25 protein-coding genes and 1 pseudogene are annotated in these 24,396 nt (G+C 61.3%); 9 read left to right on the top strand and 17 right to left on the bottom strand.

What is annotated here, in order from left to right; all coding sequences use genetic code 11:
- From IWX87_RS10575 to IWX87_RS19660, 6 genes and pseudogenes are all read right to left on the bottom strand, one after another.
- A partial coding sequence (locus IWX87_RS10575) for an ESPR domain-containing protein (RefSeq protein ID WP_196863475.1) occupies positions 1-1,863 on the bottom strand: 1,863 nt, incomplete at its 3' end.
- A gap of 354 nt (positions 1,864-2,217) precedes the next feature.
- Complete coding sequence (locus tag IWX87_RS10570; protein WP_196863474.1) at positions 2,218-2,967, bottom strand: alpha/beta fold hydrolase; 750 nt, start codon at positions 2,965-2,967, stop codon at positions 2,218-2,220.
- Entirely contained in the window at positions 2,967-4,214 is a 1,248-nt protein-coding gene (locus tag IWX87_RS10565; RefSeq protein ID WP_196863473.1) for a CaiB/BaiF CoA-transferase family protein, read from the bottom strand. Before IWX87_RS10565 ends, IWX87_RS10570 begins: the two co-directional genes overlap by 1 nt.
- 101 nt (positions 4,215-4,315) lie before the next feature.
- A complete protein-coding gene (locus IWX87_RS10560) occupies positions 4,316-6,265 on the bottom strand; it encodes a PEP/pyruvate-binding domain-containing protein (RefSeq protein ID WP_231374715.1) in 1,950 nt (649 codons plus the stop codon).
- A 387-nt stretch (positions 6,266-6,652) separates the two neighbouring features.
- A complete protein-coding gene (locus tag IWX87_RS19665; protein ID WP_231374723.1) occupies positions 6,653-7,309 on the bottom strand; it encodes an SGNH/GDSL hydrolase family protein in 657 nt (218 codons plus the stop codon).
- Positions 7,310-7,612 (bottom strand): annotated as a pseudogene (locus IWX87_RS19660) (hypothetical protein); the annotation flags it as partial.
- A gap of 754 nt (positions 7,613-8,366) precedes the next feature.
- Here IWX87_RS19660 and IWX87_RS10550 point away from each other — a divergent pair.
- The 3 genes from IWX87_RS10550 (at position 8,367) to IWX87_RS10540 (ending at position 9,917) form a co-directional block, all read left to right on the top strand.
- On the top strand, positions 8,367-8,558 hold the full coding sequence (locus IWX87_RS10550) for a hypothetical protein (protein ID WP_196863471.1): 192 nt from the start codon (positions 8,367-8,369) through the stop codon (positions 8,556-8,558).
- 784 nt (positions 8,559-9,342) lie between these two features.
- Positions 9,343-9,522 carry a hypothetical protein gene (locus IWX87_RS10545; RefSeq protein ID WP_196863470.1) on the top strand — a complete coding sequence of 60 codons (180 nt, stop codon included), beginning with the start codon at positions 9,343-9,345 and terminating at the stop codon, positions 9,520-9,522.
- Positions 9,523-9,665: 143 nt separating this feature from the next.
- Positions 9,666-9,917: a hypothetical protein gene (locus IWX87_RS10540; RefSeq protein WP_196863469.1), complete on the top strand. Its 252-nt coding sequence runs from the start codon at positions 9,666-9,668 to the stop codon at positions 9,915-9,917.
- 169 nt (positions 9,918-10,086) lie between these two features.
- Here IWX87_RS10540 and cynS read toward each other — a convergent pair whose 3' ends face one another.
- The 7 genes from cynS to IWX87_RS10505 form a co-directional block, all read right to left on the bottom strand.
- Positions 10,087-10,530: a cyanase gene (gene cynS, locus IWX87_RS10535; RefSeq protein WP_196863468.1), complete on the bottom strand. Its 444-nt coding sequence runs from the start codon at positions 10,528-10,530 to the stop codon at positions 10,087-10,089.
- Between the two features lie 40 nt (positions 10,531-10,570).
- Positions 10,571-11,017, bottom strand: a complete 447-nt coding sequence (locus tag IWX87_RS10530; protein ID WP_196863467.1) for a nuclear transport factor 2 family protein — start codon at positions 11,015-11,017, stop codon at positions 10,571-10,573.
- Positions 11,014-11,895 (bottom strand): ABC transporter ATP-binding protein, encoded by an 882-nt coding sequence (locus tag IWX87_RS10525; protein ID WP_196863466.1) that lies wholly within the window; start codon positions 11,893-11,895, stop codon positions 11,014-11,016. The genes IWX87_RS10530 and IWX87_RS10525 overlap by 4 nt, the downstream gene beginning before the upstream one ends.
- The gene (gene ntrB, locus IWX87_RS10520; protein ID WP_196863465.1) at positions 11,885-12,757 is read right to left on the bottom strand and encodes a nitrate ABC transporter permease; all 873 of its coding nucleotides are present in this window, start codon (positions 12,755-12,757) and stop codon (positions 11,885-11,887) included. The genes IWX87_RS10525 and ntrB overlap by 11 nt, the downstream gene beginning before the upstream one ends.
- 8 nt (positions 12,758-12,765) lie before the next feature.
- Positions 12,766-14,181: a CmpA/NrtA family ABC transporter substrate-binding protein gene (locus IWX87_RS10515; protein ID WP_196863464.1), complete on the bottom strand. Its 1,416-nt coding sequence runs from the start codon at positions 14,179-14,181 to the stop codon at positions 12,766-12,768.
- Between the two features lie 148 nt (positions 14,182-14,329).
- Positions 14,330-15,001, bottom strand: coding sequence for a response regulator transcription factor (locus tag IWX87_RS10510; RefSeq protein WP_196863463.1), 672 nt, complete (start codon positions 14,999-15,001; stop codon positions 14,330-14,332).
- Positions 15,002-15,016: 15 nt separating this feature from the next.
- Positions 15,017-16,228 carry a PAS domain-containing sensor histidine kinase gene (locus tag IWX87_RS10505; RefSeq protein ID WP_196863462.1) on the bottom strand — a complete coding sequence of 404 codons (1,212 nt, stop codon included), beginning with the start codon at positions 16,226-16,228 and terminating at the stop codon, positions 15,017-15,019.
- A 178-nt stretch (positions 16,229-16,406) separates the two neighbouring features.
- Between IWX87_RS10505 and IWX87_RS10500 the strand changes: the two genes are divergently transcribed.
- The 5 genes from IWX87_RS10500 (at position 16,407) to ptsP (ending at position 20,999) form a co-directional block, all read left to right on the top strand.
- Positions 16,407-16,967 (top strand): hypothetical protein, encoded by a 561-nt coding sequence (locus IWX87_RS10500; RefSeq protein WP_196863461.1) that lies wholly within the window; start codon positions 16,407-16,409, stop codon positions 16,965-16,967.
- A gap of 4 nt (positions 16,968-16,971) precedes the next feature.
- Positions 16,972-18,234 carry a nitrate/nitrite transporter gene (locus IWX87_RS10495; protein WP_196863460.1) on the top strand — a complete coding sequence of 421 codons (1,263 nt, stop codon included), beginning with the start codon at positions 16,972-16,974 and terminating at the stop codon, positions 18,232-18,234.
- Positions 18,235-18,239: 5 nt separating this feature from the next.
- Positions 18,240-18,683 (top strand): PTS sugar transporter subunit IIA, encoded by a 444-nt coding sequence (locus IWX87_RS10490; RefSeq protein WP_196863459.1) that lies wholly within the window; start codon positions 18,240-18,242, stop codon positions 18,681-18,683.
- Positions 18,652-18,921, top strand: coding sequence for an HPr family phosphocarrier protein (locus IWX87_RS10485; RefSeq protein ID WP_196863458.1), 270 nt, complete (start codon positions 18,652-18,654; stop codon positions 18,919-18,921). Before IWX87_RS10490 ends, IWX87_RS10485 begins: the two co-directional genes overlap by 32 nt.
- Before the next feature lie 293 nt (positions 18,922-19,214).
- A complete protein-coding gene (gene ptsP, locus IWX87_RS10480) occupies positions 19,215-20,999 on the top strand; it encodes a phosphoenolpyruvate--protein phosphotransferase (protein ID WP_196863457.1) in 1,785 nt (594 codons plus the stop codon).
- 100 nt (positions 21,000-21,099) lie between these two features.
- On the opposite strand, the gene IWX87_RS10475 is transcribed toward ptsP, so the two are convergent.
- Positions 21,100-21,648 (bottom strand): DNA starvation/stationary phase protection protein, encoded by a 549-nt coding sequence (locus tag IWX87_RS10475; RefSeq protein WP_196863456.1) that lies wholly within the window; start codon positions 21,646-21,648, stop codon positions 21,100-21,102.
- A 481-nt stretch (positions 21,649-22,129) separates the two neighbouring features.
- Between IWX87_RS10475 and IWX87_RS10470 the strand changes: the two genes are divergently transcribed.
- Positions 22,130-22,318 carry a hypothetical protein gene (locus tag IWX87_RS10470; RefSeq protein WP_196863455.1) on the top strand — a complete coding sequence of 63 codons (189 nt, stop codon included), beginning with the start codon at positions 22,130-22,132 and terminating at the stop codon, positions 22,316-22,318.
- A gap of 15 nt (positions 22,319-22,333) precedes the next feature.
- Here IWX87_RS10470 and lipA read toward each other — a convergent pair whose 3' ends face one another.
- Genes lipA through IWX87_RS10455 form a run of 3 tightly spaced genes read right to left on the bottom strand, consistent with a single transcriptional unit; the run spans position 22,334 to position 24,214 of the window.
- Complete coding sequence (gene lipA / locus IWX87_RS10465; RefSeq protein ID WP_196863454.1) at positions 22,334-23,332, bottom strand: lipoyl synthase; 999 nt, start codon at positions 23,330-23,332, stop codon at positions 22,334-22,336.
- 28 nt (positions 23,333-23,360) lie between these two features.
- The gene (lipB, locus tag IWX87_RS10460; protein WP_196863453.1) at positions 23,361-24,029 is read right to left on the bottom strand and encodes a lipoyl(octanoyl) transferase LipB; all 669 of its coding nucleotides are present in this window, start codon (positions 24,027-24,029) and stop codon (positions 23,361-23,363) included.
- 5 nt (positions 24,030-24,034) lie between these two features.
- Positions 24,035-24,214: a hypothetical protein gene (locus IWX87_RS10455; protein ID WP_196863452.1), complete on the bottom strand. Its 180-nt coding sequence runs from the start codon at positions 24,212-24,214 to the stop codon at positions 24,035-24,037.
- Positions 24,215-24,396: the final 182 nt, after the last annotated feature.

The following is a 24,396-nucleotide window of genomic DNA, read 5'->3' as shown; positions in this document are numbered from 1 at the left end:
GCCGCCATTGCCCAGCGCCAGCGTGCCCGCAGTGATGGTCGTGCCGCCGGTGTAGGTGTTGGCGCCCGTCAGCGTTGTCGTGCCGGTGCCACGTTGTTGCACGTTACCTGCCCCCGAAATCGCGCCGTCAAAGGCTGCAGCGTCGGAGCGGTTAAACGCGAGTGTTCCGCTGTTGGCCACGTTGCCGGCGATGGTGCCGGTCGTGCCGCCATTGCCCAGCGCCAGCGTGCCCGCAGTGATGGTCGTGCCGCCGGTGTAGGTGTTGGCGCCCGTCAGCGTTGTCGTGCCGGTGCCACGTTTTTGCACGTTGCCTGCTCCCGAAATCGCGCCGTCAAAGGCTGCAGCGTCGGAGCGGTTGAATGCCAGTGTTCCGCTGTTGGCCACGTCGCCGGTGATGGTGCCGGTCGTGCCGCCATTGCCCAGCGCCAGCGTGCCAGCAGTGATGGTCGTGCCGCCGGTGTAGGTGTTGGCGCCCGTCAGCGTTGTTGTGCCGGTGCCACGTTGTTGCACGTTACCTGCCCCCGAAATCGCGCCGTCAAAGGCTGCAGCGTCAGAGCGGTTAAACGCGAGTGTTCCGCTGTTGGCCACGTTGCCTACGATAGAGCCAATCGTGCCGCCATTTCCCAACTCCAGCGTGCCCGCAGTGATGGTCGTGCCGCCGGTGTAGGTGTTGTCGGCTGTAAAAATTGCCGTGCCTTGTCCCGCCTTCGTAAGTTTTCCAGGTCCCGACATCACGCCATTCGACGTGTACTTTGTGCCGGTATCGGTCTCCAGAGTGCTGCCTTGACCCAGGACCATGGCGCGGTTGGTGATGATGTCAGCCGTGCTGCGCAGCGTGCCTCCGTTCAGGGTTAGCACGCCAGCTGCGTCGCCAAGGTTTGCGTCTGACGAGATGGCCAGCGTGCCGGAAAAAATCTGCCAGGGCGTCAGCGCCGTGGTGCTGCCCGTCAGCGTCCAGGTGTTGCTGCCGAGTTTCTGGAAGCCGGCAAAGTTGCGGTATTGCGCGGTCGGCCCGATCAGCGCGGTGTTGAAGCTGGCGTCGGTGCTTCCTGACAGGCCCAACGTGTCGCTGTTGGAGAGGCTGCCAACGACGTTGCCTTCTATAACGGACGTGGAAACCAAACCGAGAAAGCTGTTGCCGCCGGTAAAACGAATGGCATCGGCACGGCTCAAGCCGTCGCCCGACAAGCCGCCGCGCACGGTGCCTGAGCTCTCGAACGAAGTCGCGACAGTGGCTGACACCCCTACACCGCCCGCTGATGAGGTTGGACCACCAAGACCTCCGCGTCCGCCCTCAATAATTCCGTCATTGATGAAAAGCCTGGTGGGTGCTGTTATCAACACACCATTACCGCCAGCGCCGCCCAGGCCAGGTGTCAGGCCAATGCCGACGTTACCGCCGTTACCGCCCTGGCCACCCTGGATGCTTCCGGTGTTGTACACCCCCACGTTGTTGACGGCGTTGCTCAAGCCGGCACCGCCGCTGCCGCCGTCGCCGCCAAGCGCAAGACTCGAACCACCATTGCCGCCGACGCCGCCTGTGAGCACGCCCGAATGGGTGCCGTCGCTGATGGTTTGCACGGCGTCAGCGCCTGCAGTGCCATTCGTGCCGGTTAAGACGCCGGGCGAGCCATTGGTGCCCGGGGCGCCCGTGATGGATCCGGAAGTGTTCTGCGCCCAGGCACTGGTGCCTGCCAATGTCGCCAGTGCGATCAGGCAGGCGCTGGCCAGCCGGCTCCTGCGTGGCGAGCAGGATTCGCCGCTCGTGGCCGAGGCCGCCTTGTGGCTGCCTTTGGCAACTTCGGAAACGGCTTGGCAAGCGCCGGTGGCGTGGTTTAAAACAAGGCTGTAAATTTGATTCATGGTGCGGACCTGTCCAGTCGTTGAAGGTAAGTCTTCATTGCGTTGCGCTGTCTCGACGCTTCAAAACCGCTTGGGGAGGCAGTGGAGCGGGTCGAGGTTAAACACGTTTTCTTGTCAATTTTTCATTCCGCTACTTCTAGCGAACGATGCAATTATTGAAACGGTTGGTGACAGTTGCAATGAGCCGGTCGGACTAATGCCTGGCTCGGAATTTATGCCTTACCCTGATGCCGGGACACTGCAGCAGCCCTCGGGTGAATGTGCCCAGGGGTTGGTCAATGTCGGTTTGTTGGCCCCTACAGGCGAAGTTGTAACGCCGGGCACCATCGGCAAAGAAGGAGCGAGTCTGGTGGTTTAAGGTGCAGCGTCTGCTTGGGCGCTGCTGTCGAGCAGGAGTTGAACCAGGGCCGCAGGCTCGCTGATCATCGGGTCATGGCCGGTTGGAATCTCGATATATTGCGTATTCGGCAGCCAGGCACCGTTCCAGAACAGCGGATCCCTGGCCCGCAGCCGGCTCGGCGCAATGGTTGCCAGCGCGGGCTGGGTGCAGCTGACAAAGGAGCGCCGCACGGCGGCGACGCGCTGCATGTCGAACTGCAGTGGCGCCTGGTAGGTGTTGCCGGGGTGGGGCGTCTGCCGGCGCCGGACCCATTCATGGTCGGCATCTTGAAGGCCAAAGACCACCGGGTCGGGCGGCGGAAAGCTGAAATGCGGCGACGCCCGGGCGGCCGCCAGGCGCTGCTGCTGGGTGGCGCTGGACTGCGTGCTGCTCCAGCTTTCGCCAGGCTTGGGCAGCACCGCATCGACATACACCAGGTGCTTCAGGCGCTGGCCCAGACGGTCGGCCACCGCCGTGCCGATCATGCCGGCATAGGAATGCACGGCGAGCACCACGTTGTCCAGTTCTTCGGCCTCGATCAGATTGAGCACGTCGTCGATATGTGTGTCCAGCGTGATGCTGGCGGACAACAGATGGGCGCGTTCGCCCAGGCCGGTCAGCGTGACCGCGTGCACCCGGTGGCCCTGGTATTGCAGCGCCCGGGTGACGCGTTGCCAGCACCAGCCACCGTGCCACGCGCCATGCACCAGAACAAAGTTGGCCATCAGATCACCGCAGCAGCTTTCAGCGTGAGCAGTTGCGCATCGGAGTAATGCAGCACCTCGCGCAACACTTCGTCGGTGTGCTGGCCCAGCAGCGGCGGTGCCAAGCCGCCCTGGCCCGGCCCGCGAACCGGCGTGGCGCTGAGCCTGATCGGGCTGGCCACCAGCGGCAGGTCGTTTTTAAACGGATGCTGCCAGTGCGTGACCATGTTGCGCGCTTCGATTTGCGGGTCGGCAAACACCTCGGCCAGGTTGTTGATGGCGCCGCACGGCACCTTGGCCGCTTCGAGCGCAGCCAGCCAGTCGGCCTTGCCGCGCAGCTTCATGATGCTTTCGAGAATCGGCACCAGCTGGGCACGGTTGTGCACCCGGTCACGGTTCTTGGCAAACAGCGGATTCACGCCAAGTTCGGGAATGCCTGCGACCTTGCAGAACTTCACATACTGCGAATCGTTACCAACGGCCAGAATCAGGTGGTCCTTGCTGCCGTCGGCGGCGGGCGCGACCTCAAACACCTGGTAGGGCACGATGTTCTGGTGCGCATTGCCGACGCGCTGCGGCACTTTCCCGCTGACCAGATAATTGGCGCCCAGATTCGCCAGCATGGCGACCTGCGTGTCGAGCAGCGCCATGTCCACCTGCTGGCCTTCACCCGTTTTTTCGGCATGGCGCAGTGCGGCCAATATGCCGACAGTCGCGTACATGCCGGTCATCAGGTCGGCCACGGCGACACCGACTTTTTGCGGGCCGCCGCCCAGGTCGTCGCGCTCGCCGGTCACGCTCATCAGCCCGCCCATGCCCTGGATGGCGTAGTCATACCCGGCGCGTTCGGCATACGGCCCGTTCTGGCCGAAACCGGTGACCGAGCAATAGACCAGGCGCGGGTTCAGTGTTTTGAGCGAGGCATAGTCAAGCCCGTAGCGCGCCATGTCGCCGACCTTGAAATTCTCGACGAACACGTCGCAGTGCAGCACCAGTTCACGAATCAAGGCCTGGCCGACCGGCTGGGCAATGTCGCAGGTCACCGAGCGCTTGTTGCGGTTGGCACCCAGGTAATAGGCCGCTTCATGGGTTTCCGTGCCGTCGTCGTTCTTCAGGAACGGCGGCCCCCAGGTGCGCGTGTCGTCGCCGCTGCCCGGACGCTCGATCTTGATGACATCGGCCCCCAGGTCGGCCAGCGTCTGGGTACACCACGGGCCCGCGAGGACGCGGGACAAATCGAGAATGCGGATGCCTTGAAGAGAGTTCATGGCCTTATTTTGCCTGCGTATCAGTGCAAATTAGCAAGCTATTTTTTTGATAGCGATAACCCCTTTTTCATCAAGCGGAAACAGCATTTTTTACTATAAATTCATGGTCTGGGCGGCGCCGTGCTCCGGTCCACATAAGGCCGCGCCTGCAGCAGCGCGATGTGCTCGCCTACCGTGGCCCATTCGATGTCCTGGTCCACGCCGCCAAACACCTGCTTGACGCCCGCGCCGACATCGGCCAGGCGCAGCACCAGCGCGTCGTTCAGCACGACGCGGCCCACTGCGACCGGCACCTGCCGGACGCCGCCGGCCGGGTCGAGCTGCAGCGCGGTGTCGTCGGCCGACCGGCTGAGCACCTGGATGGCTTTGGACCAGCTTGAATACATGACCTGCTCGGCCACGCGCTGGCCTTCGACCACCCGGATGCCGATGCCGCGCTTGGCCGAAATGTAGGTGACATGCCAGCCGGCGGGGCTGAACGGGTCGCGCGTGATCATCACGCCGGCGTTGGCCGCGTCGATGGCCGACTGCACAAACACGCCCATCATCACCGCGTCGGCCGCAAAGCGCGCCGCGCTGCGCGCTTCCCAGGCTTCGAAGTTGAACACGGAGGCCCAGACCGTCTTCACCGCGCGCTCCAGCGCCTCGCCGGTCAGCACATTCGGTACGGTGGTGTAGAGCCCGGCGCCGCTGAAACCGGGCAGGTCCTCCGAATTGGACGAGCTGCGCACGAACACGCCCCCGCCACCCAGCTGGGCTTGCCAGCGCGCCTGCCAGTCGGCCGCTGTCGGGCGGTCCAGCGGCCACTGCACGATCTCGCCGCGCAGCCGGGCCAGCGCCTCCTTGCGGATTTTCGGGTCGGTCTTGAAGCCGGGCATTTGCTGCATCTGCGCCAGCCGGTCGGCCAGGCGGTGGGCGCGCATGAAGCGGTCGTACTGCGAAAACGGAATGCAAAAGCCGTCGGGCACAAACGTGCCGGCAATGCCCGCAAGCTGCAATACGCCCAGGTTGGCAGCCTTGGCGCCGCATTGCGCGCTGTGCCGGGGCCGCAGCGCCACCAGCGGCCACAGCCGGGTTTCGCCCAGGTCCGGCTTGGCGACGGACACGACTTTTTGAGGGCTAGCTTGTTTTTGGCGAAGCTGCCATGCAGCAATTTCAGACGCTGTCAAGCGGCGCAGCTGGTAGCCGGATGCCGCCACCTTCAGTTCGACCCATTGCCCCGCCTGCGCTCGCAGCAGGCCGGCCGCATCGCGCAGATAGGCATTCGGAATGCCCCAGCCCTTGGCCAGAAGATTGACATGCGACAACACGGTCGAGGCCCGTTCAGTCACCACGCCGGAAACCGGCGCCAGGCTGAGCGGAACCTGCCGAAGCACGGCAATGTCGTCCGGCCGCAGCGTGTCGGCATCGTCAGCCTTCTCCACGATGCGCAGCCGGCCAATGGCCACGCCCGGGTTCAGCGCCATGAAAGGCTGCTGGCGAATCAGCGCTTCCTGTGTGACGAAAGCCAGGCCCGTCTTCTGGGCCAGGCGCTCGTGCAGCGTCGAGCTGGTCTTGAGCTGCAGCGGCGCGAAAAAGCTGGCCTTGAGCAGCTGGTCGGCCTGGCGCAGCAGCGGCTCGGTCAGCTGGTCGCCTTCCCAGAATTCATAGGTGAAGGACGCCATATCAGGCTGCCAGCTGACCGTGCCGAACAGAAAGCGGCGGTCCGGGCGCAGGTAGTTGCTTTTAATGGCCTGCGCGTCGGCGCGCGGCATCAGGCCGGTCCGGCGGACAAAATGCTCGTGCAGGCCAAAGCGCGGTGTGTTGAGGTAATGCATGCGCGCCGGCACGGGCAGCCGGTCGATGGCAAACATCACATGCGGCAGCGCCAGCGCCGTTCCGGGGTTGTGGACACGCGCCAGCGCGTCGAATTCGGCCTGGCTGCGCAGGGTGGGCAGGGCGTCTGGGGTACGCACCCCCGCCTGGCTGGCAAGCGGCGCCGGCTGGGCCTGCAGGCCCGGCAGCATGCAAAGCCCCGCGAGCAGCAGGAAAAGCGGGGCGTTGAAGGTCATGGCTTGGCGGGCATTGGGAATGCAAGGCAAAAGCGCAGTTTAGGACCAACGCCCCCGGCTTTCAACTGGCCTTGCCATGCGACTGATTGCAAGCGATGTAGTATTTGCTATTTAATAAATAGCAATAAGTGCACGCCAGTCGGGTGGAAAAGGCATTTTTATATGTGAATTCAGCCGGGCGCACTGAGGTCTTGCCCGGCCGGCTGATGCTGCATGCCTTGGTTCAACGCTCGGGCTGGCTGCGCGACACGGCTTGCACCGCAGGAACCTGCCCGACCGCGCCCTGTTAACAGGTTCGCCCCAGGAACAGGCTGGTGCTCGATTTGTTCTGCAAGCCAGTCTTGAAGAGATCGCCACATGACTCTCCAAGACCTCCGCACTGCTTTGTCAAAGCCCCAGGTTTCGAATGAACTGCGCAAGATAGTTCGCGATCTCCAGGTCAGCGGCCTTGGTGGGATGGCCGCTGCAGCCGTTCCAGTCCCTGATCAAGAAGTCAGCATAGCGAATTTTTGTTTCGCCACTGTTGAGCATCTGGTTATAAGCCGCTTGTACATAGCCTTGCTGCTCGCTTCCCGTATGAGTCGCTGCAATGAGCATCGCCGATGGATAACGTGCGCGAATGGTTTTGAAAAGTTCGACATAGGCAGTAACGAAATCTGTCTGATTTGGCGGTCCGTTCCAAAAATCATTGGTTCCTAGATACACGACCACGACCGTTGGCTGCATTGCCGGAACGATGGAAGGCGCGCCCGGGCTGTTTGCTTCGCCAGTCAGGTTTCGAGGATAGTAAAAAGGCATTGACGGATTGCTGGCTGTCGGACCCGCATCGCCGTTGTTGCGATAGATCCCGATGCCTGAAATACTGATATTTGTCGCAGGCGCTTCACCCAGCTGCAGTGCTGTTTGCTGGGCGTACGACCAAAAGGCACTTTCGGTTTCAGTAGAAAATCCGCAAGGCTGCACGCCGATATTGCCGAACCCCGCAGTGAACGAGTCTCCGACAAACTCCAGACGGTATTTGTTGGGGTATTCAGGGGGCTGCATAAGCTGGCCTGTTCCATCCAACGAAAAACCCACGAACTGCGAAGGGCCTGCCTGATGGCCTTCAGACTCTCGCATCAGCAGCACCTTGTGCGTGCCATTGCTCAAACCGGTGGCCAAGGTGTACACATTGGTGCCGGCAGAAACTGAAAACCTCTTGACCGGCTGATCATCGATCACATAGGCATAGTAAACCCGGGCGTCCGATTCATTCAATGTGACCGAGATTGAAGTGCCCGTGAACTGCGCCGACATGGAAGATCCGGACCAGGAGTAACGGGGCGCTGCTGGATTGGTGAAGTCAAATCGACCATGAAATTTAACCGCTGGTGTGGGTACAGGCGTGGGTGCTGGTGTTGGTGTTGGTGTTGGTGTTGGTGTTGGTGTTGGTGTTGGTGTTGGTGTTGGCGCAGGGCTGCATAGATAACGCGACCAGAAGTAAGTGCTGATGGTCGGGTTGTAGCCTGGGTTGTTGAATTTGGCAATATACAGGTTGCCATCCGTATAGGAGACAACATTCCCGGCGACATATTGCCGTCCGGCGACCCACACAGTGCTTGTGCAAACACCAGTAGGCGCAGGCGTAGGCGCAGGCGTAGGCGTAGGCGTAGGCGTAGGCGTAGGCGTAGGCGTAGGCGTAGGCGTAGGCGTAGGCGTAGGCGTAGGCGTAGGCGTAGGCGCGCACGAGTAACGCGACCAGAAGTAGGTGCTGACGGTCGGGTTGTAACCGGGGTTGCTGAACTTGGCGACATACAGGTTGCCATCCGTGTAGGAGACAACGTTTCCGGCGACATATTGCCGTCCCGTCACCCATACAGTGCTTCCACAGACAACGGCAGGTGCCGGTACTGGTGTAGGCGTTGGCGTTGGCGTTGGCGTTGGCGTTGGCGCCGTACACGTTGATTTCAACGCCCAGTAATAAGTGCTAATGGTGGGTCGAATACCGGGTTGTGTGAGTACTTTGGCAATATATAGATTTTCATCTGTATATTTGACAATACTTCCGACTGCGTAAGAGCTAGCCTGCGCCCAATTTGGACTGACTGCACAGGTCTGCGCCATGGCTGAATGGCTGATTCCCATAAGCAGCAGTAAAGCAGCAAACTTGCTTGTCCATCTGGTTTTTAAAAACTTTGCAAGTTTATCTGACGTGGTCATTTTGAAGGTTTATTGTTATTTTACAAATGCAGCTACAAACAACATAAATAAAACAGTGTTAGATGGCATTGTCGGGATTGGGCAATCTGTTTGAGAGAACTGTTGGCACGCGATGCAATGAGCATTAATTAAAGGACAAGAGTCATTGCCTGATCAAGCCGATGCATTGCCTTGGTTTTTATGCCAATCAGCTCAGAACGCGCACTGGCTTAATTAATGAATGAATGAATGAATGAATGAATGAATGAATTTTCATTACATATTTAAAAAAATAGATATTCTTGATACGCAATAAATTTTGATAAAAATGCTTGACCACGCATTTTGATTGGTTATACACAAATTAATTGTTTTAATATGTAAAAAATCTGAAGAGATCCAGGTTGGGCGATTGTCAGTTTGCTATTTTTCGGTCCTTACGGTGGACTTTCCATTCGAACTTCTCAAGGTCATGTTGGAAGGGCTGCGGTAAAACTTTTGAGCTGTTCTATGCGGTTTGTCTGTTTTCGGACACACATCCCTGTGTTGCCATCTGGAGGCCCGCCAGTTCAGTCGCATTCGACAAGGCCTGTGACGGGGCTGGACAGCACTGTCAGGTGGGCTTTTTTTCGGCAATGTCGCAAAACGCATCCCCTGGGCCCTAGCGCTTGCACACTGGCGCGCGGGTGTAGACGAAAAACCGGATGGTTTCCCCCTGGTTTCCGCTGGTGCAAGTAGCATGACCTTTAACCACCTGGGTGCCCGATGGCCCCGCCAGTTCTCAATCCGGCGACCCCGACGTGGCGTTTTCAGTCTGAGTCAGATGTCGTTGAGTCAGCAAAAAATTGCTGCAAAACCCAAGCGGCCGAAAATTGCGTGATATGTGTATTCGACGTTGCATGGGACATTCCTACAAGGCAGATCACATTGCCGTTGAGGTTATTAGCGCCATTTCATCCGCGAATGCCCATCCCCAGATTTTGAAACTTGAGCGTAAAAAAATGCATGCAAATTTCCAGGATGTTGCTCTTGGTCAACCTTTCAATTTGCAAAAGCCGGTAAAAACCGAAAGAGCGTGAAGCTGTGGACGAGTGAGCGCTAGAAACAGCCAGTGACGGCATTGGCTCCGGGCCAACGATCAGGGAACCAAGGGCCCAGTAAAGCGAAGGCCCGTCGGAGCGTCCAGCTCTGACCCTGTTCCGCCTCCAGGCAACTTTCTTTAGTGACTTTCTTTTCTGCCATAAAAAAGTTTCCTCCCGCCGGGCAGGCGCTCAACCCTAAAACCACAGAAAAACCAACCAAAGCCAAAGAAATAAATCTAAAACGCAGAGATCGAATCCGCAGCGTTGCCAGAGCGTCTTTACATTACTGGCAAAAGTCGTTCTGGCATGCAGACCTGTTCGGGGAGGCCCCCTCCCGGCCTTACCTCAGCGGGGGAAGGAGAAAAACCAATGACGGCGAAGGCAGATATTGAGCTAATAGCTATTAATTTTGTAGCAAATGGGTCGGTTAATTCCAGCGCTTGCCAATGTTCGGAACTTGCCCGTCAGGGCATCTGCGCTCTGTTTAGCTTGAAACCACCTGCGTAGCGCAGTGTTTCGGGCTGAGCACCTCGCACTGCCAGCCAAGCACGGCCGGCCGCTTCAGTACTGCTTGTACGGCAGGAACTTGCCCGACAGCACCACATTGACGCGATCACCCTTGGGGTCGGGCTGGCGCACGATGTCCATGCTGAAGTCGATGGCGCTCATGATGCCGTCGCCGAATTCTTCGTGGATCAGCTCCTTGATGGTGGTGCCGTAGACGCTGACGATCTCGTACCAGCGGTAGATCAGCGGGTCGGTCGGCACGGCGGTCGGCAGTGAGCCTTTGTAGGGCACGATCTGAAGCCATTTGCGCTCTTCCTCGGTCAATCCGAAGATGTCTCCAATGGTGGCCGCCTGCGCCGTGTCAAAGGTCATCTGGCCCAGGCAGCCGGCGGTCACCCATTCCTTGCTCAGGCCGACGGCCTTGGCCACGGAGTCCCAGGTGATGCCCTGGCTGACCTTGGCGGTGATGATTTTTTCGGTGATGTCGTTGCGGTTCATGTGCTTCCTTGGGTTGTGGCGAGAGTAAAAAAGAGAAGGATCAGGCGGCCACGGGACGGGGCCAGTGGAATTGGCGCTCGGCTGCCTTGATCGGCACGTCGTTGATGCTGGCCTCGCGCCGGCACATCAGGCCCAGTGCATCGAACTCCCATTGCTCGTTGCCGTGGGAGCGAAACCAGAAACCTGCGTCGTCGTGCCATTCGTATTCAAAGCGTACTGAAATGCGGTTATCGGTGAAGGCCCAAAGTTCCTTCTTGAGCCGGTAGTCCAGTTCCCGCGCCCATTTGCGCTTCAGGAACTCGCGGATCATCGGCCGACCCGAGAAAAAATCGGCCCGGTTGCGCCAGACCGAATCCTGGGTGTAGGCCAGCGCCACCCGGTCGGGGTCGCAGCTGTTCCAGGCGTCCTCGGCCTTTTGCACTTTCTCGCGCGCGGTTTCCAGCGTGAAGGGCGGCAGCGGCGGACGGGGCATGTCAGTGGTATTCATGCGACGGCTTTCAGCACGGGAGGAACCACTGCAGGGACAGCCGCGCGGCCCGGCTCGACCGTGGGCGGGTGCGCGGGTGCCCTGCCATGCGACAGGTCCTTGGAGCGCGTCACCAGAAAATCCACCAGGTGGTTGCGTATCGGGTAGTAGGCCGGGTCGTGGTGCAGCGTGGCGCGCTGGCGGTTGCGCGGCATGGTATTGCGCACGATCTCGGCCACGCGGGCCTGCGGGCCGTTGCTCATCAGCATGATGCGGTCGGCCAGAAGCACCGCCTCGTCCACGTCGTGGGTGATCATGAACACCGACTGCCGGGTTTCACGCACGATGCTCATCAGCGCGTCAAGCGCGCCGAAGGGCTCGTCAAGCAGCAGCATCTTGGGCTCGATCGCAAAGGCCCGGGCAATGCCGACGCGCTGCTTCATGCCGCCCGACAGCGCCGACGGTTTTTTGTCGAGCGCTGCCGTCAGGCCCACCAGCGCGACGTATTTCTCGACCTGCGCATCGACCTGTGCGGCGCGCCAGTCCGGCCATTTGGAGCGCACCGCAAAGGCGATGTTCTTGCGCACTGTGAGCCACGGCATCAAGGCATGGCCCTGGAACACCACGCCGCGCTCCAGGCTGGGGCCGGACACTTCACGTCCGTCCATGAACACATGGCCGGCGCTGGCGGTTTCCAGCCCGGCCAGCACATTCAAAATGGTGGTCTTGCCGCAGCCTGAATGGCCGATGATGCAGACAAATTCGCCGCGCTCGATCTGGACATTGACCTCGTCGAACACCGGCTCGGCATTGCCCGGATAGGACTTGGCCAGCGCCTCGATCTGCACGAAAGGCCTGGGCCCCACCGGGCTGGATACGGCGGAAGGTTTATTCGGCATAGGTCACCCACTTTTGCAGTTGCGCGAACATCAGGTCCAGCAGCATGCCCATCACGCCAATCACCACGATGGCAAAGATCACGTTGGTCAGCGACAGGTTGTTCCATTCGTTCCAGACAAAGTAGCCAATGCCGGTGCCGCCCACCAGCATTTCGGCCGCCACGATCACCAGCCAGGCAATGCCCATGGAAATGCGCATGCCCGTCAAGATGGTCGGCGCTGCGGCCGGCAAGATCACCAGAAAGGCCTTGCGCAGCGGGCTCACTTCCAGCGTGGCGGCCACGTTGAGCCATTCGCGCTTGACGGCCGACACGCCAAAGGCGGTGTTGATCAGCATCGGCCAGATCGAGCAGATGAAGATCACGAAAATGCCCGAGGCCGACGAGTCCTTGATGGTGTAGAGCGCCAGCGGCATCCAGGCCAGCGGCGAGATCGGCTTGAGCACCTGGATGAACGGGTCCAGTGCCCGCCGCAGCAGGGGCGACATGCCGATCACGAAGCCCAGCGGAATCGCTACGATGCAAGCCAGCAAAAAGCCGAGCGCGACGCGCCCCAGCGAATGCCCGAGCTGGATGGCGATGCCCTTTTCGTTCGGGCCGCGGTCATAGAAGGGGTCGCTCAGCTGGGCGACAAATGTCTGGCCCATTTGCAAGGGCGTGGGAAAGCCCGAGCCCTTGCCGCTGCCGGCGTCCTTGCCCATCATTTTCTGGTATTCGATCTGTTCGGCGCTCAAGGCAGGTGCACCGGCCGGGCCTGTGACGGTTGAGGTACGGGTGGCCGCTTGCCAGCCGACCAAAAACACCAGCAGCAGCAGCGCCGACACCAGGCCCGCCCGGAAGCCCATGGTTTTGAACATTTTCATGACCGTGCTCAGGCGGATTTGCTGATGGCAAAGCTCTTGACGTACTGGTCCGCCTTGGCCGCGTCGAATTCCTTGCCCATGATGGTGAACTTGGGGTAGGCGCCGTCGGGCGTCTTCTGGCCGAGTTCCTTCATGTACTTCTTGGCATCGGTGAGCAAAAAGACTTTTTCGGCAATCTGCTTGTAGTTGATGTCGCCCTTGACGTAGCCCCAGCGCTTCATCTGGGTCAGCATCCACACCGCCATCGACTGCCACGGCATCGGGTCGAAGTCGGCCCGGTCCGGCACATTCTTGATGTTGCCCAGACCGTCGGCGAACTTGCCGGTCAGCACCTGGTTGATCACCGCCTCGGGCTGGTTCAGGTACTGCGCGGGCGCAATCACCTTGGCGATCATTTCGCGGTTCTTCGGGTCTCGGGCCATGGCGGCGGCCGTCAGCACCGAGCGGTAGAGCGCAGCAAAGGTGTTGGGATTTTGCTGGATGAACTCGGCGCTGGTGCCAAAGGCGCAGCAGGGGTGGCCGTTCCAGAGGTCTTTGGTCAGCAGATGGATGAAACCGGCTTCCTCGTACACCGCCCGCTGGTTGAACGGATCCGGGCCGAGGAATCCGTCGATGTTGCCAGCGCGCAGGTTGGCGACCATTTCGGCGGGGGGCACGACACGCAGCTGCACATCGGTGTCGGGGTTCAGCCCGGCTTCGGCCAGGTAGTAGCGCAGCAGAAAGTTGTGCATGCTGAACTCGAAGGGAATGGCGAACTTGAAGCCCTTCCAGTTCTTCGGATCGCGGTTGTCCTTGTGCTTCATGGCCAGCGTGATGGCCTGGCCGTTGACGTTCTGGATGGTGGCAACGTTCATTGGTGTGGCGTTTGAACCCAGGCCCATCGAGATGGCCAGCGGCATCGGGCTGAGGAAATGCGTGGCGTCGTATTCCTTGTTGATCATCTTGTCGCGGATCAATGCCCAGCCGGCCGTCTTGGTCACCTCGACATTCAGGCCCTGCTGTTTGTAAAAGCCCAGCGGGTGCGCCATGATCAGCGGCGTGGCGCAGGTGATGGGAATGAAGCCGATCTTCAGGTTGGTCTTTTCCAGCGAGCCGGGTTTCTTGCCGGCCTCCTGCGCCATCGCCTGCATGCTGGCGACCGGCAGCAGGCTGGAAATCGCGGCCATCGCCGTGCCCTTGCCGACGGCGCGCAAAAAGCGCCGGCGAACTGCATCTTGCGGGAAAATCGCCTTGACCAGCGTGGCTTCGATGAAGGCGTTGGAATACGCCTCGAACTCGCTGCTCAGGCTGCGCCGGCGCAACTCCGCCACTGCGCCGTCTGCACTGACCTCCTGATGGTGATCGGCCACGGTGTGGTCCTTGCCGCAGCTGCACTTGAGCATCAGCGGCTGGTCGGCGTCGTAGGGGGAAAAGTAGTCAGACATGGCGCGCACCTTTCAAAAGAAGATGCACTTGGCCTTGCAAGGTGCGGGCCACCCGCAGGCCCTCGGGCGGCCGAGCCCTGATTTGGCGGTGGCTTGCACGACGTCTTGTAGGGCAGTCACTACACCCCTGCCCTCGGGAACGAAGCCGTCAGCCGCCCGAAGGTGCCTGGCGATGTCGCTCGGCGTACAGGGCCAGTTCCACATCGTTCCTGGTGCCGGTCTTTTCAAGGATGCGCAGGCGGTAGGTGCTGACGGTGTTGGACGCCAGCCCCAGTTGCGCACCAATTTCGCCCACGGACCTGCCGGTGCTCAGCAACCGGAACACCTGATGCTCGCGGTGCGACAGCGACTCGGTGCCGCTGGCGCCGCCGGGCCTGTTCGTGCCGCTGCCCATGGCACCGGCCAGTGCTTCGGCGGCCACGGCCGACACATACAGGCCGCCGGCCGCCACCTTGCGCACGGCGGCGATCATGTCGTCGGAATGGGCGCTTTTGTTCAGGTAGCCGGCCGCGCCCAGCTTGATGCAGCGCACTGCGTACTGCTTTTCCGGGTAGGTGCTGAGCATCAGCACCGGCAGCCGGGGCCAGTTTTTTTTCAGCGCCTGCAGCACGTCCAGCCCGTCGCGGCCGGGAAGGGCGATGTCGAGCAGTACGGCGCTAAGTCCCTTGTCGCCGCCCAGCGCCAGGGCGCGCTGCAGGACGTCGGGGCCGGTGTCAGCTTCGGCCACGACATCGATTTCAGGCGCATCGGCCAGCACCTGCTTGAGGCCTTCGCGCACGATGCGATGGTCGTCGCCGATCAGGATGCGGATAGGCGTCATAGATGGTAATTTCTGCTATTTATTCAGTAGCTGGATACGAAGATGGAACGTGCTGCCAAGCCCGATCTGGCTTGAAATTTGAAGGCTGCCTCCCAGGTGGCGCGCCCGCTCGCGCATGCCCATCACGCCGTAAGCATTGGCCGCCTCGAAGGCGTCGGCGTGGGCGCCCTGGCCGTTGTCCTGCACCGTGATGCTGATGTCTTGCGCACGGGCACGGATGGCAATCGCCACCCGGCTGGCCTGTGCATGGCGGCCCACGTTGCTGAGCATTTCCTGAAAGATGCGAAAGATGGCAATGGCCGACGGTTCGGGCAGCGGCACGGCACCGGCCACGTCCATTTCCCAGTCCAGGGCCAGTTCGGCCGACTGCACGAATTCGTGCGCCTGCCAGTCCAGCGCCGCCCACAGGCCCTGGTGGTCCAGGATGCTGGGGCGCAGGTCGGTGATGATGCGGCCGACGTTGTCCACCGCCGATTCGATCAGGCGGCTCATGTTCTGGCATTTGCCGCGCATGCGCTCACGCATCGATTGCGCCTCGCCCGCGCTGCGCCCGGGCTGCTCGCCCAGGCGCTTGTCCAGCCAGCCGACATCCATCTTCAGCGCCACCAGCAGGCTGCCGAGTTCGTCATGCACTTCACGCGCGATGCGGGTGCGCTCCTGCTCGCGCACGCCGTGCGCATAGGCCGAGAGTTCGCGCAGCTGCTGCAGTGCCCCGGACAGCGCCTGGGTGCGCTCGCTCACCCGCTGTTCCAGCACCGCATGCGCTTGGCGCAGGGCGTCCTCGGTCTGGCGGCGGGCCGAAACATCGGTAAAGGTGATCACCGCACCCTGAACCGCACCATTTTCAATCACGGGATAAGACGAGTATTCGACCGCAAGTCCACTGCCGTTCTTGCGCCAGAACAGCTCGCTGTCGATGCGGCAGGGCAGGCCTTCCCTAAACGCCTTGAAGATTGGACATTGTTGCTCGGGATAATGCGCCCCGTCCGCATGCGAGTGGTGCGCCACTGCATGCATGTTCCGGCCCAGCAGTTCGGCCGGCGCATATCCCAGCAGCTCGGCGCCGGCGCGGTTGATGAAGGTGCAGCGCCCGTCCAGATCAATGCCGTAGATGCCTTCGCCGGTGGATTCCAGCAATTGCGCCAGCATGTCCCGCAGGGCCGCCTGCCCGAGGCCGGGCTGCCCGGTCGCCAGGGGCTTGTCCGGTCTGGGGTCTTGTTTGCACATGCCGAAAAATCATGCAAGCATCATGCCCGATGGGGTGCGCCGGGGCGCCAGGCGCAGCACCATTGCGGTGCCTGCGGTGTTACCCAAATGCTGCTGGCCTGTGGCAAGGCGCTGCTGAAGGTAAAGTGTGGAACTGGCCCCTTTTTTCGGCCAGCTTCCACACGTTTTGACCGCCTCCATGTCCAGATTCCTGACTTTTCCACATTTTTCGCGTTTTCCAGGCGTCGTGCTGGCGTTGGTATCGGTGCTATCGCTGGTTGCCGCCTGCAGCCCGGCACTCAACTGGCGCGACGTGCGGCCCGAAGGGACGCGGCTGAGCCTGCTGCTGCCGTGCAAACCCGACAAGGCGCAAAAGGTTGTTCCCCTGGGCGGGCGGCCGACGCAACTGTCGATGCTGGGCTGCGATGCGGACGGTGCCACCTTTGCCGTCGCTATCGCGGATGTGGGCGACCCCTTGCAGGCGGCGCCGGTGCTGGCGCTGTGGCAAGACCTGACGCTGGCCAACATGAAGGCCGCACCCGCCAGCCGCCAGCCGCTGCCCCTGAAAATTCCCGGTGCATCGCCCGGCACGCCCGTTACCCGCCTGCAGGCGCAGGGGCAGCGCGCCGATGGCACCGCCGTCAGCGGACAGGCTGCGTATTTTGCGCAGGGCTCGCAGTTGTTCCAGGTGGTGATATATGCGCCGCGCATTGCACCCGAGGTGGCCGAAACATTTTTTTCCAGCCTGAAGTTTGAATGACGCCATGACGCCCAAAGACATCGCCATCTCGCCAGACCGGCTGGGCGCCCGGGCAGCCACCGTGGTTTTTCTGGCGTTTGCGGCGGCTTACTTTTTCGCGGCGGTGCTGCGCGCCATCATCGCCACACTGGCGCCGGTGCTGACGCAGGAGTTCGCGCTGCAGGCGCGCGACCTGGGGCTGTTGGCGGGCGGGTTTTTTCTGGGCTTTGCTGCTGTCCAGCTGCCGCTGGGCACCTGGCTGGACCGGCACGGGCCCAAGCACGTCATCCTGGGATTTTTGAGCCTGGCGGTGGTCGGCTGCCTGGCGTTTTCAGTGGCCACCAGTTTTGCCGGGCTGCTGACCGCGCGCGTGCTGGTTGGCATGGGTGTGGGAGCCTGCCTCATGACCGCGCTGACCGGCTACCGTCGGTGGTTTGACGCGGCCACGCTGCTGCGCACCAATTCATGGATGCTCATGACTGGCTCGCTTGGCATGCTGGCCTCGACGCTGCCAGTGCAGTGGCTGATGCCATTGACCGGCTGGCGCCCCCTGTTCTGGTTGCTGGCCGTGCTGATTTTGCTGTCGATGGCGGCGATTGCCTGGGTCGTGCCGGGCTGGCGGGCGACTGCGCTGCCGACGCCTGCCGGGTTGAATGCAGAAAGCGCCATTCATGACGAAGCCGGTTATGCGTCCATCTGGCGCAGCCGCTATTTTCACAAGATGGCGCCGCTGGCTTTCTTCAACTATGGCGGCATGGTCGCCATCCAGACGCTGTGGGCCGGGCCGTGGATGGTGCGGGTGGCCGGCAACACTCCGCTGCAATCGGCCACCGGCCTTTTCTGCATCAATGCCAGCATGCTGGTGACCTTCTGGAGCTGGGGCATGGTCAACCCCCACCTGGCCCGCCGTGGCTGGTCGGCCACGCGCCTGATCGCCTGGGGGGTTCCACTCAGTTTGGCGGTGCTGGCGTTCAATATTTTCGCCGGCACGGCCACCGGCTGGCTGGGCTGGGCACTGTTTTGCATGACTTCCAGTGTCCTGGGCCTGGCCCAGCCGGCTGTCGGCATGTCGTTTCGGGCCAGTCTGGCCGGACGCGCGCTGTCAGCTTTCAATCTGGTCATTTTTGCCGGCGTGTTTGTCGTCCAATGGGGGCTGGGGCTGCTGATTGACGGTTTTGCGACCCTGGGGCTGGGTCAGGTCGCCAGTTTTCAGGTGGCCATGCTGGTCTATTTGTGTTGCTGCATTGCGGCGTATGCCTACTTTGTCAGTGTGAACGCTGATAATTGAGCGCAATGAACGGCATTTTCATCATCGCCCATGCACCGCTGGCCTCTGCCTTCCTCGAATGCGTACGCCATGTTTTTCCAGACCATGACGCCGGCGTGGCAGCTTTCGACGTGCAGCCCGAGACAACGCCCGAAGCTACGCTGGCGCAGGCAAAACTCGCGCTCAAACAGCTCGGCCAGCCGCAGGCGCTGGTGCTGACCGATGTTTTTGGTGCAACACCCTGCAATGTCGCCCAAAAGCTGGTCGATGGCGTCAACACCAAGCTGGTGACCGGCATGAACCTGCCCATGCTGCTGCGCGCCATGTGCTATCGCGACGAAGGGCTTGACATGCTGGTGGCGCGCGCGCTGGCCGGCGCCAGCCAGGGCGTGATGCAGGTGGCCGTGACCGCGCCTCAAAACCAAACACTACGAAACCATGATCAAGACCCGCACGACCATCAGCAATAAGCTGGGCCTGCATGCCAGAGCGTCCGCCAAATTCACCAAGCTTGCCGGCAGTTTTCGCAGCGAGGTCTGGATGAGCAAGGGCGAGCGCCGCGTCAATGCCAAGAGCATCATGGGCGTGATGATGCTGGCCGCCGGCATTGGCAGCAGTGTCGATATTGAAACCGATGGCGCGGACGAGCAGGCCGCCATGGAGGCCTTGCTGGCGCTGGTGGCGGACAAGTTCGGCGAAGGCGAGTAAATGCCCCCACGGTCGCTCACTGCGTGTAGCTCCCTGCCCCCCGAGGGGGCCGCTGCGCCTGCGGCCCGGCAAAGCCGTGAGCGTTGCCCCCACGGTCGCTCACTGCGTGTAGCTCCCTGCCCCCCGAGGGGGTCGCTGCCCCTGCGGCCCGGCGGAGCCGGTTCCGCGGCCCCTGCTTGCATAAGGCGCAATCCGTCCGGTATTGTTTCTTGCTCGGCTTGGGGAAGGTTGGGAAGGGGGCTGGTTTGCAACTGGCGCTTTTGCAGTTTTAGCCACTTCATCAGGAGCCGCACATGACTTTTTCCGTCCACGGTCTGGCGGTGTCGCGCGGTGTGGCGATTGGCCGTGCAGTGCTGGTGGCGTCGAGCCGGGCCGATGTCAGCCATTACTTCATCGACCCGGCCACCACCGATGACGAAATTGCGCGGGCCAAACTGTCGCGCAATGCGGTGATGGAAGAAATCATGCGTTTGCAGCATGACCTGCCCAAGGACGCGCCGCATGAAATCGCCGCGCTGCTCGATGTGCACCTGATGCTGCTGCAGGACGAATTGCTGATCAGCGGTGTGAAGCACTGGATCACCGATCGCCATTACAACGCCGAATGGGCGCTGACGACGCAGTACGAAATCATTGCACGCCAGTTCGACGAGATGGAAGACGCCTACCTGCGCGAGCGCAAGGCCGACCTGGAGCAGGTTGTCGAGCGCATCCTGTGCCACATGAAAGGCTCGGCCTCACCGCTGCAGGCCGCCCGGCAATGTGCCGCGCGGGCCGGCAGCCGTCGCCGGGACGCGCAGCAGGACCTGCTGCTCGACGACACGCTGGACGTGCCGCTGGTGCTGGTGGCGCATGACATTTCGCCGGCCGACATGCTGCAGTTCAAGCAGAGCCTGTTCGCCGGCTTTGCCACCGACGTGGGCGGGCGCACCTCGCACACCGCCATCGTCGCGCGCAGCATGGACATTCCGGCGGTGGTCGGCGCACGCAGCGCCAGCCAGCTGATCAAGCAGGACGACTGGGTGATCATCGACGGCGATGCCGGCGTGCTGATCGTTGATCCTTCGCCCATCATCCTGGCTGAATACGGCTTCAGGCAGCGCCAGGGCGAACTCGAGCGCCAGCGGCTGAACCGCCTGCGCCACACCCCGGCGCTCACGATGGACGGCCAGCGCATCGAGCTGCTGGCCAACATTGAAATGCCAGACGACACGCTGGGTGCGGTCGAGGCCGGCGCGGTGGGCGTGGGGCTGTTTCGCAGCGAATTTTTGTTCATGGGCCGCAATGGCAAGCTGCCCGACGAGAACGAGCAGTATTTTGCGTACCGCAGGGCCATCGAAGGCATGCAGGGCATGCCGGTGACCATCCGCACCGTCGACATCGGCTCTGACAAGCCGCTGGACCGGCCCACCACCAAGGCGCAAGAGGACCACCTGAACCCGGCGCTCGGGCTGCGCGCCATCCGCTGGAGCCTGGCCGACCCGCCGATGTTCCTGACGCAGCTGCGCGCCATTCTGCGCGCTGCCGCGCACGGACAGGTCAACCTGCTGGTGCCCATGCTGGCCCATGCCAGCGAAATCCGCCAGACGATCGACCTGATCAACCAGGCGCGCGCGCAGCTCGACGTCCGGGGCTTCGTCTACGGGCCGGTGCGGCTGGGCGCAATGATCGAGATTCCGGCAGCAGCGCTGACGGTACCGATGTTTCTCAAGTATTTTGACTTCCTGTCGATCGGCACCAACGACCTGACGCAGTACACGCTGGCCATTGACCGCTCCGATGAATCTGTGGCGCACCTGTACAACCCTTGCCATCCGGCAGTGCTGCGGCTGGTGGCCGACACGATTGCCGAATGCACTGCGCGGGGGAAAGGCGTCAGCGTGTGCGGCGAAATGGCTGGGGACGTGCACATGACCAAGCTGCTGCTGGGTTTGGGGCTGCGGAGCTTTTCAATGCATCCCTCGCAGATTCTGGCCGTGAAGCAGCAAATCCTGCGGGCAGATGCCTCAAAACTCAAGCCGTGGGCGCAAGAAGTGCTGAACAGTGAAGACCCTTCGCTGATGCTTCAGGCATCCTGAACGCAGGCGTAAAAAACGCCTCGTTTCAGGCTGCTGGTTTCTTTCAGCAAGGCAAGCAACTGGTCCGCCCGCTGCTTACGACAACCGAATGATTTTCAGTTCAATGTCCGCTGTCATCCGACGGACGACTGGCTTCAAACAGGAACCAAGTGCGGCGTTCGGTTTCGTCAATCCAGTTTTCGATCAGGCTGGCGCTGGCGATGTCGCGTTGCGCATCGCAGACCTCATGCACATCGCGCAGGTGAACACCCAATGCCTTGTTGTCATCGCGCAGCTCTGCCAGCATGGCAGCCGGGGTGACGTAGGCTTCGTTGTTGTCCTTGATGGTTTGCAGGCTGGAAATATGGCTGATGGAGCGCAGCGTCGTGCCGCCCACTTTGCGGATGCGCTCGGCAATCGGATCGGTCATCTCGAAAAGCTGATCGGACTGCTCGTCCAGCATGACATGGTAGTCGCGAAAATGCGGGCCGCTCATGTGCCAATGGAAGTTCTTGGTCTTCAGATAAAGCGCGAACACGTCGGCCAAAATGCCGTTCATGGCTACAGCGATGTCCTTTGTTTCCCCTGATTTCAGATCGGTGGGGGTCATCAAGGCTTTGTCCTGTGGCATGTCAAGGTTTCCAGCGGATTTGTTGTCAGTTGATTTCATAAATGGGTCTCTCAATGGCGGGTTATGAGCTGGGCTTTAACTCTGCTGTTCACTATAGTTTTATGCCCGGCCTGTTTTGACTGAATGCGCTGCATGCCTACAGGCACAAGCTACTTTACGGAAGGCCGGCGCCTGCCCCACGCGTCTTTTCATTCTCAAGCCGAGTCAACATTCGGAATGGCCTGACTGACATGCCCGCCAGCGCAGCCCGGATCGCAAGCGCAAAACGTTATTCCAGTTCGAAATGAATCCGCTATGTCGTTGCCGTACTTTGCTGCAGCCGGTTCTCCGGCTGTGCGTCAGTCTTGTTTTTAAGTTGAAGACGCGATTACATGTTGTCGCCAGCTTCACACGGCGGGCATTTGGCAGACACTGCGACAGCTAGGGGATTGTGCTGAAATGAATCAGCAAACAAGTTTGTGAAGTTGACCGCCACAGCGTGGTGGCCCAAACAAGCCCAATGAACTACCCGGAGAAAATCATGAAATTGCTTGCCGCAATAGTGCTGGTCCTGACCAGCCTCACCGGTTGTATTGCCTATCCGGTCCCTTATGACAATGGTCCGTCCCGGGGTGACTACCGTGGGCAGCATCGTGGCCAGGGTGACCGTGACGGCGACGGCGTGCGAAACCGGGACGACCGGCGTCCCAACAACCCCAACCGGTATTAAAAAGCCGCAGGCCGGTTACTGCGCCGGCTTGTCCACCACGCCAGCCGCATGCGCCTGTTCGTCGGCGTGGTAACTGCTGCGCACCATCGCGCCGACGGCGGCGTGGCTGAAACCCATCTCGTAGGCCTTTTTCTCGAACATCTTGAAGGTGTCCGGGTGCACATAGCGGCGCACCGGCAAATGCGACATCGAAGGCGCCAGGTACTGGCCGATGGTCAGCATGTTGATGCCATGGTCGCGCATGTCCTGCATGACCTGCAAAATTTCCTCGTCGGTTTCGCCCAGGCCGACCATGATGCCGCTCTTTGTCGGCACGTCCGGGTGCAGGGCCTTGAACTTTTTCAGCAGGTTCAGTGAAAACTGGTAGTCGGAGCCAGGGCGCGCTTCCTTGTAAAGGCGCGGCGCGGTTTCCAGGTTGTGGTTCATCACGTCGGGCGGCGAAGCCTTCAAAATTTCCAGCGCCCGGTCGTCGCGTCCCCGGAAGTCGGGCACCAGTACTTCGATTTGCGTCATGGGTGACAACTCGCGGATGCGCTGTATGCATTCGACAAAATGGCCGCTGCCGCCGTCGCGCAAATCGTCGCGGTCCACGCTGGTGATGACGACGTATTTCAGTTTCAGCGCGGCCACCGTGCGTGCCAGGTTCAGTGGCTCGTCCTTGTCCAGCGGGTCGGGCCGGCCGTGGCCGACATCGCAAAACGGGCAGCGCCGGGTGCACTTGTCGCCCATGATCATGAAGGTCGCCGTGCCCTTGCCGAAGCATTCGCCAATGTTCGGGCAACTGGCTTCCTCGCACACCGTGTTCAGCTTGTTCTCACGCAGGATCTGCTTGATCTCGTAAAAGCGCGTGGTCGGGCTGCCAGCCTTGACGCGAATCCAGTCGGGTTTTTTCAGGATTTCGCCTTGCACCACCTTGACCGGAATGCGCGACAGCTTGGCCGCCGCCTTCTGCTTGGCCAGCGGGTTGTAGTTTTCCAGGCTCTGGACTTCGCGGACGACTTCGGGTGTGCTCATGGTGTGCTTGTAATGGGTTGGGGTCAGGTCAGGGCGCGAGGTAGGTGGCGAGCTTTTGGCCCAGCACGTCGGCGGCCTCCTGCCAGCTGGCCGACACGCCGATTGTAGAAAGGTCTGTGGTTTTCAGGTTTGCGTAGCCGCAAGGGTTGATGCGAGAGAAGGGTTCCAGGTCCATCGCCACGTTCAGCGCCACCCCGTGGTAAGTGCAATGCCGGCTGACCTTGATGCCCAGCGCGGCGATTTTGCCCAGCCCGCGAAACGGATCGGCCGAATTCACCGGGCCGCTCAATGCGGCGTGCGAGAACGGGTCGTCCATGCGCACGTAGATGCCGGGCGAGCCGCCCACCCGGTGGCCGGTCACGCTGAAATGCGCCAGCGTGCGAATCACCGATTCCTCGATCCGGTAGACATATTCCTTGACGAAGTAGCCCGCCCGCTTCAGGTCAATCAGCGGGTACACCACCACCTGGCCGGGGCCGTGAAACGTCACCTGGCCGCCCCGGTTGGTTTGCACCACCGGAATCCCGCCGGGGTTCAGAATGTGATCGCTTTTGCCTGCCAGCCCTTGCGTATAAACCGCAGGATGCTCGCATATCCATAGTGCATCCGGCGTGGTCTCAATGCGTGCGGCAGTGAAATCCTGCATCGCCTGGTAGGTGGGCAGGTAATCGACCCGGCCGAGTTGTCGTGTTTCCATGTTTCTCAAGCTTTCAGTTCAGCAGCGCATCGAGTTGCCCGGCCATGCCCAGGCAAGGCAGATGCAGCATATCCTTCGTCAGATGCGGCGGCGCTGCGAACAGACACTTCTTCCAGCAGCCGGTAGGGCACGCGGGCGGCCGTGGTGAAAGCCTCGACGCGGTTCAACCAGTCAAGGGTGGGCATAGGTCAGGCGCTGTGGCAATTTTGGAGGTTTGGACCCGCCCAAAGAAAGCCTGCGTTTGTGGTTGCAGCGGCGTATAACACCAGCGAGAGTCGAAAGAGTCGTTCAAGCAGAGCGAAAAAAGGTGACGTCAGGACGCAACCCGATAGCGTAACGCGCACCCGGCCCTGTCAAGTGACGCGCA

Origin of the sequence: Polaromonas sp. CG_9.7, from assembly GCF_015752205.1 — a bacterium.
Classification (GTDB): domain Bacteria; phylum Pseudomonadota; class Gammaproteobacteria; order Burkholderiales; family Burkholderiaceae_C; genus Polaromonas.
This window is presented reverse-complemented; position numbering and strand designations above follow the sequence as displayed.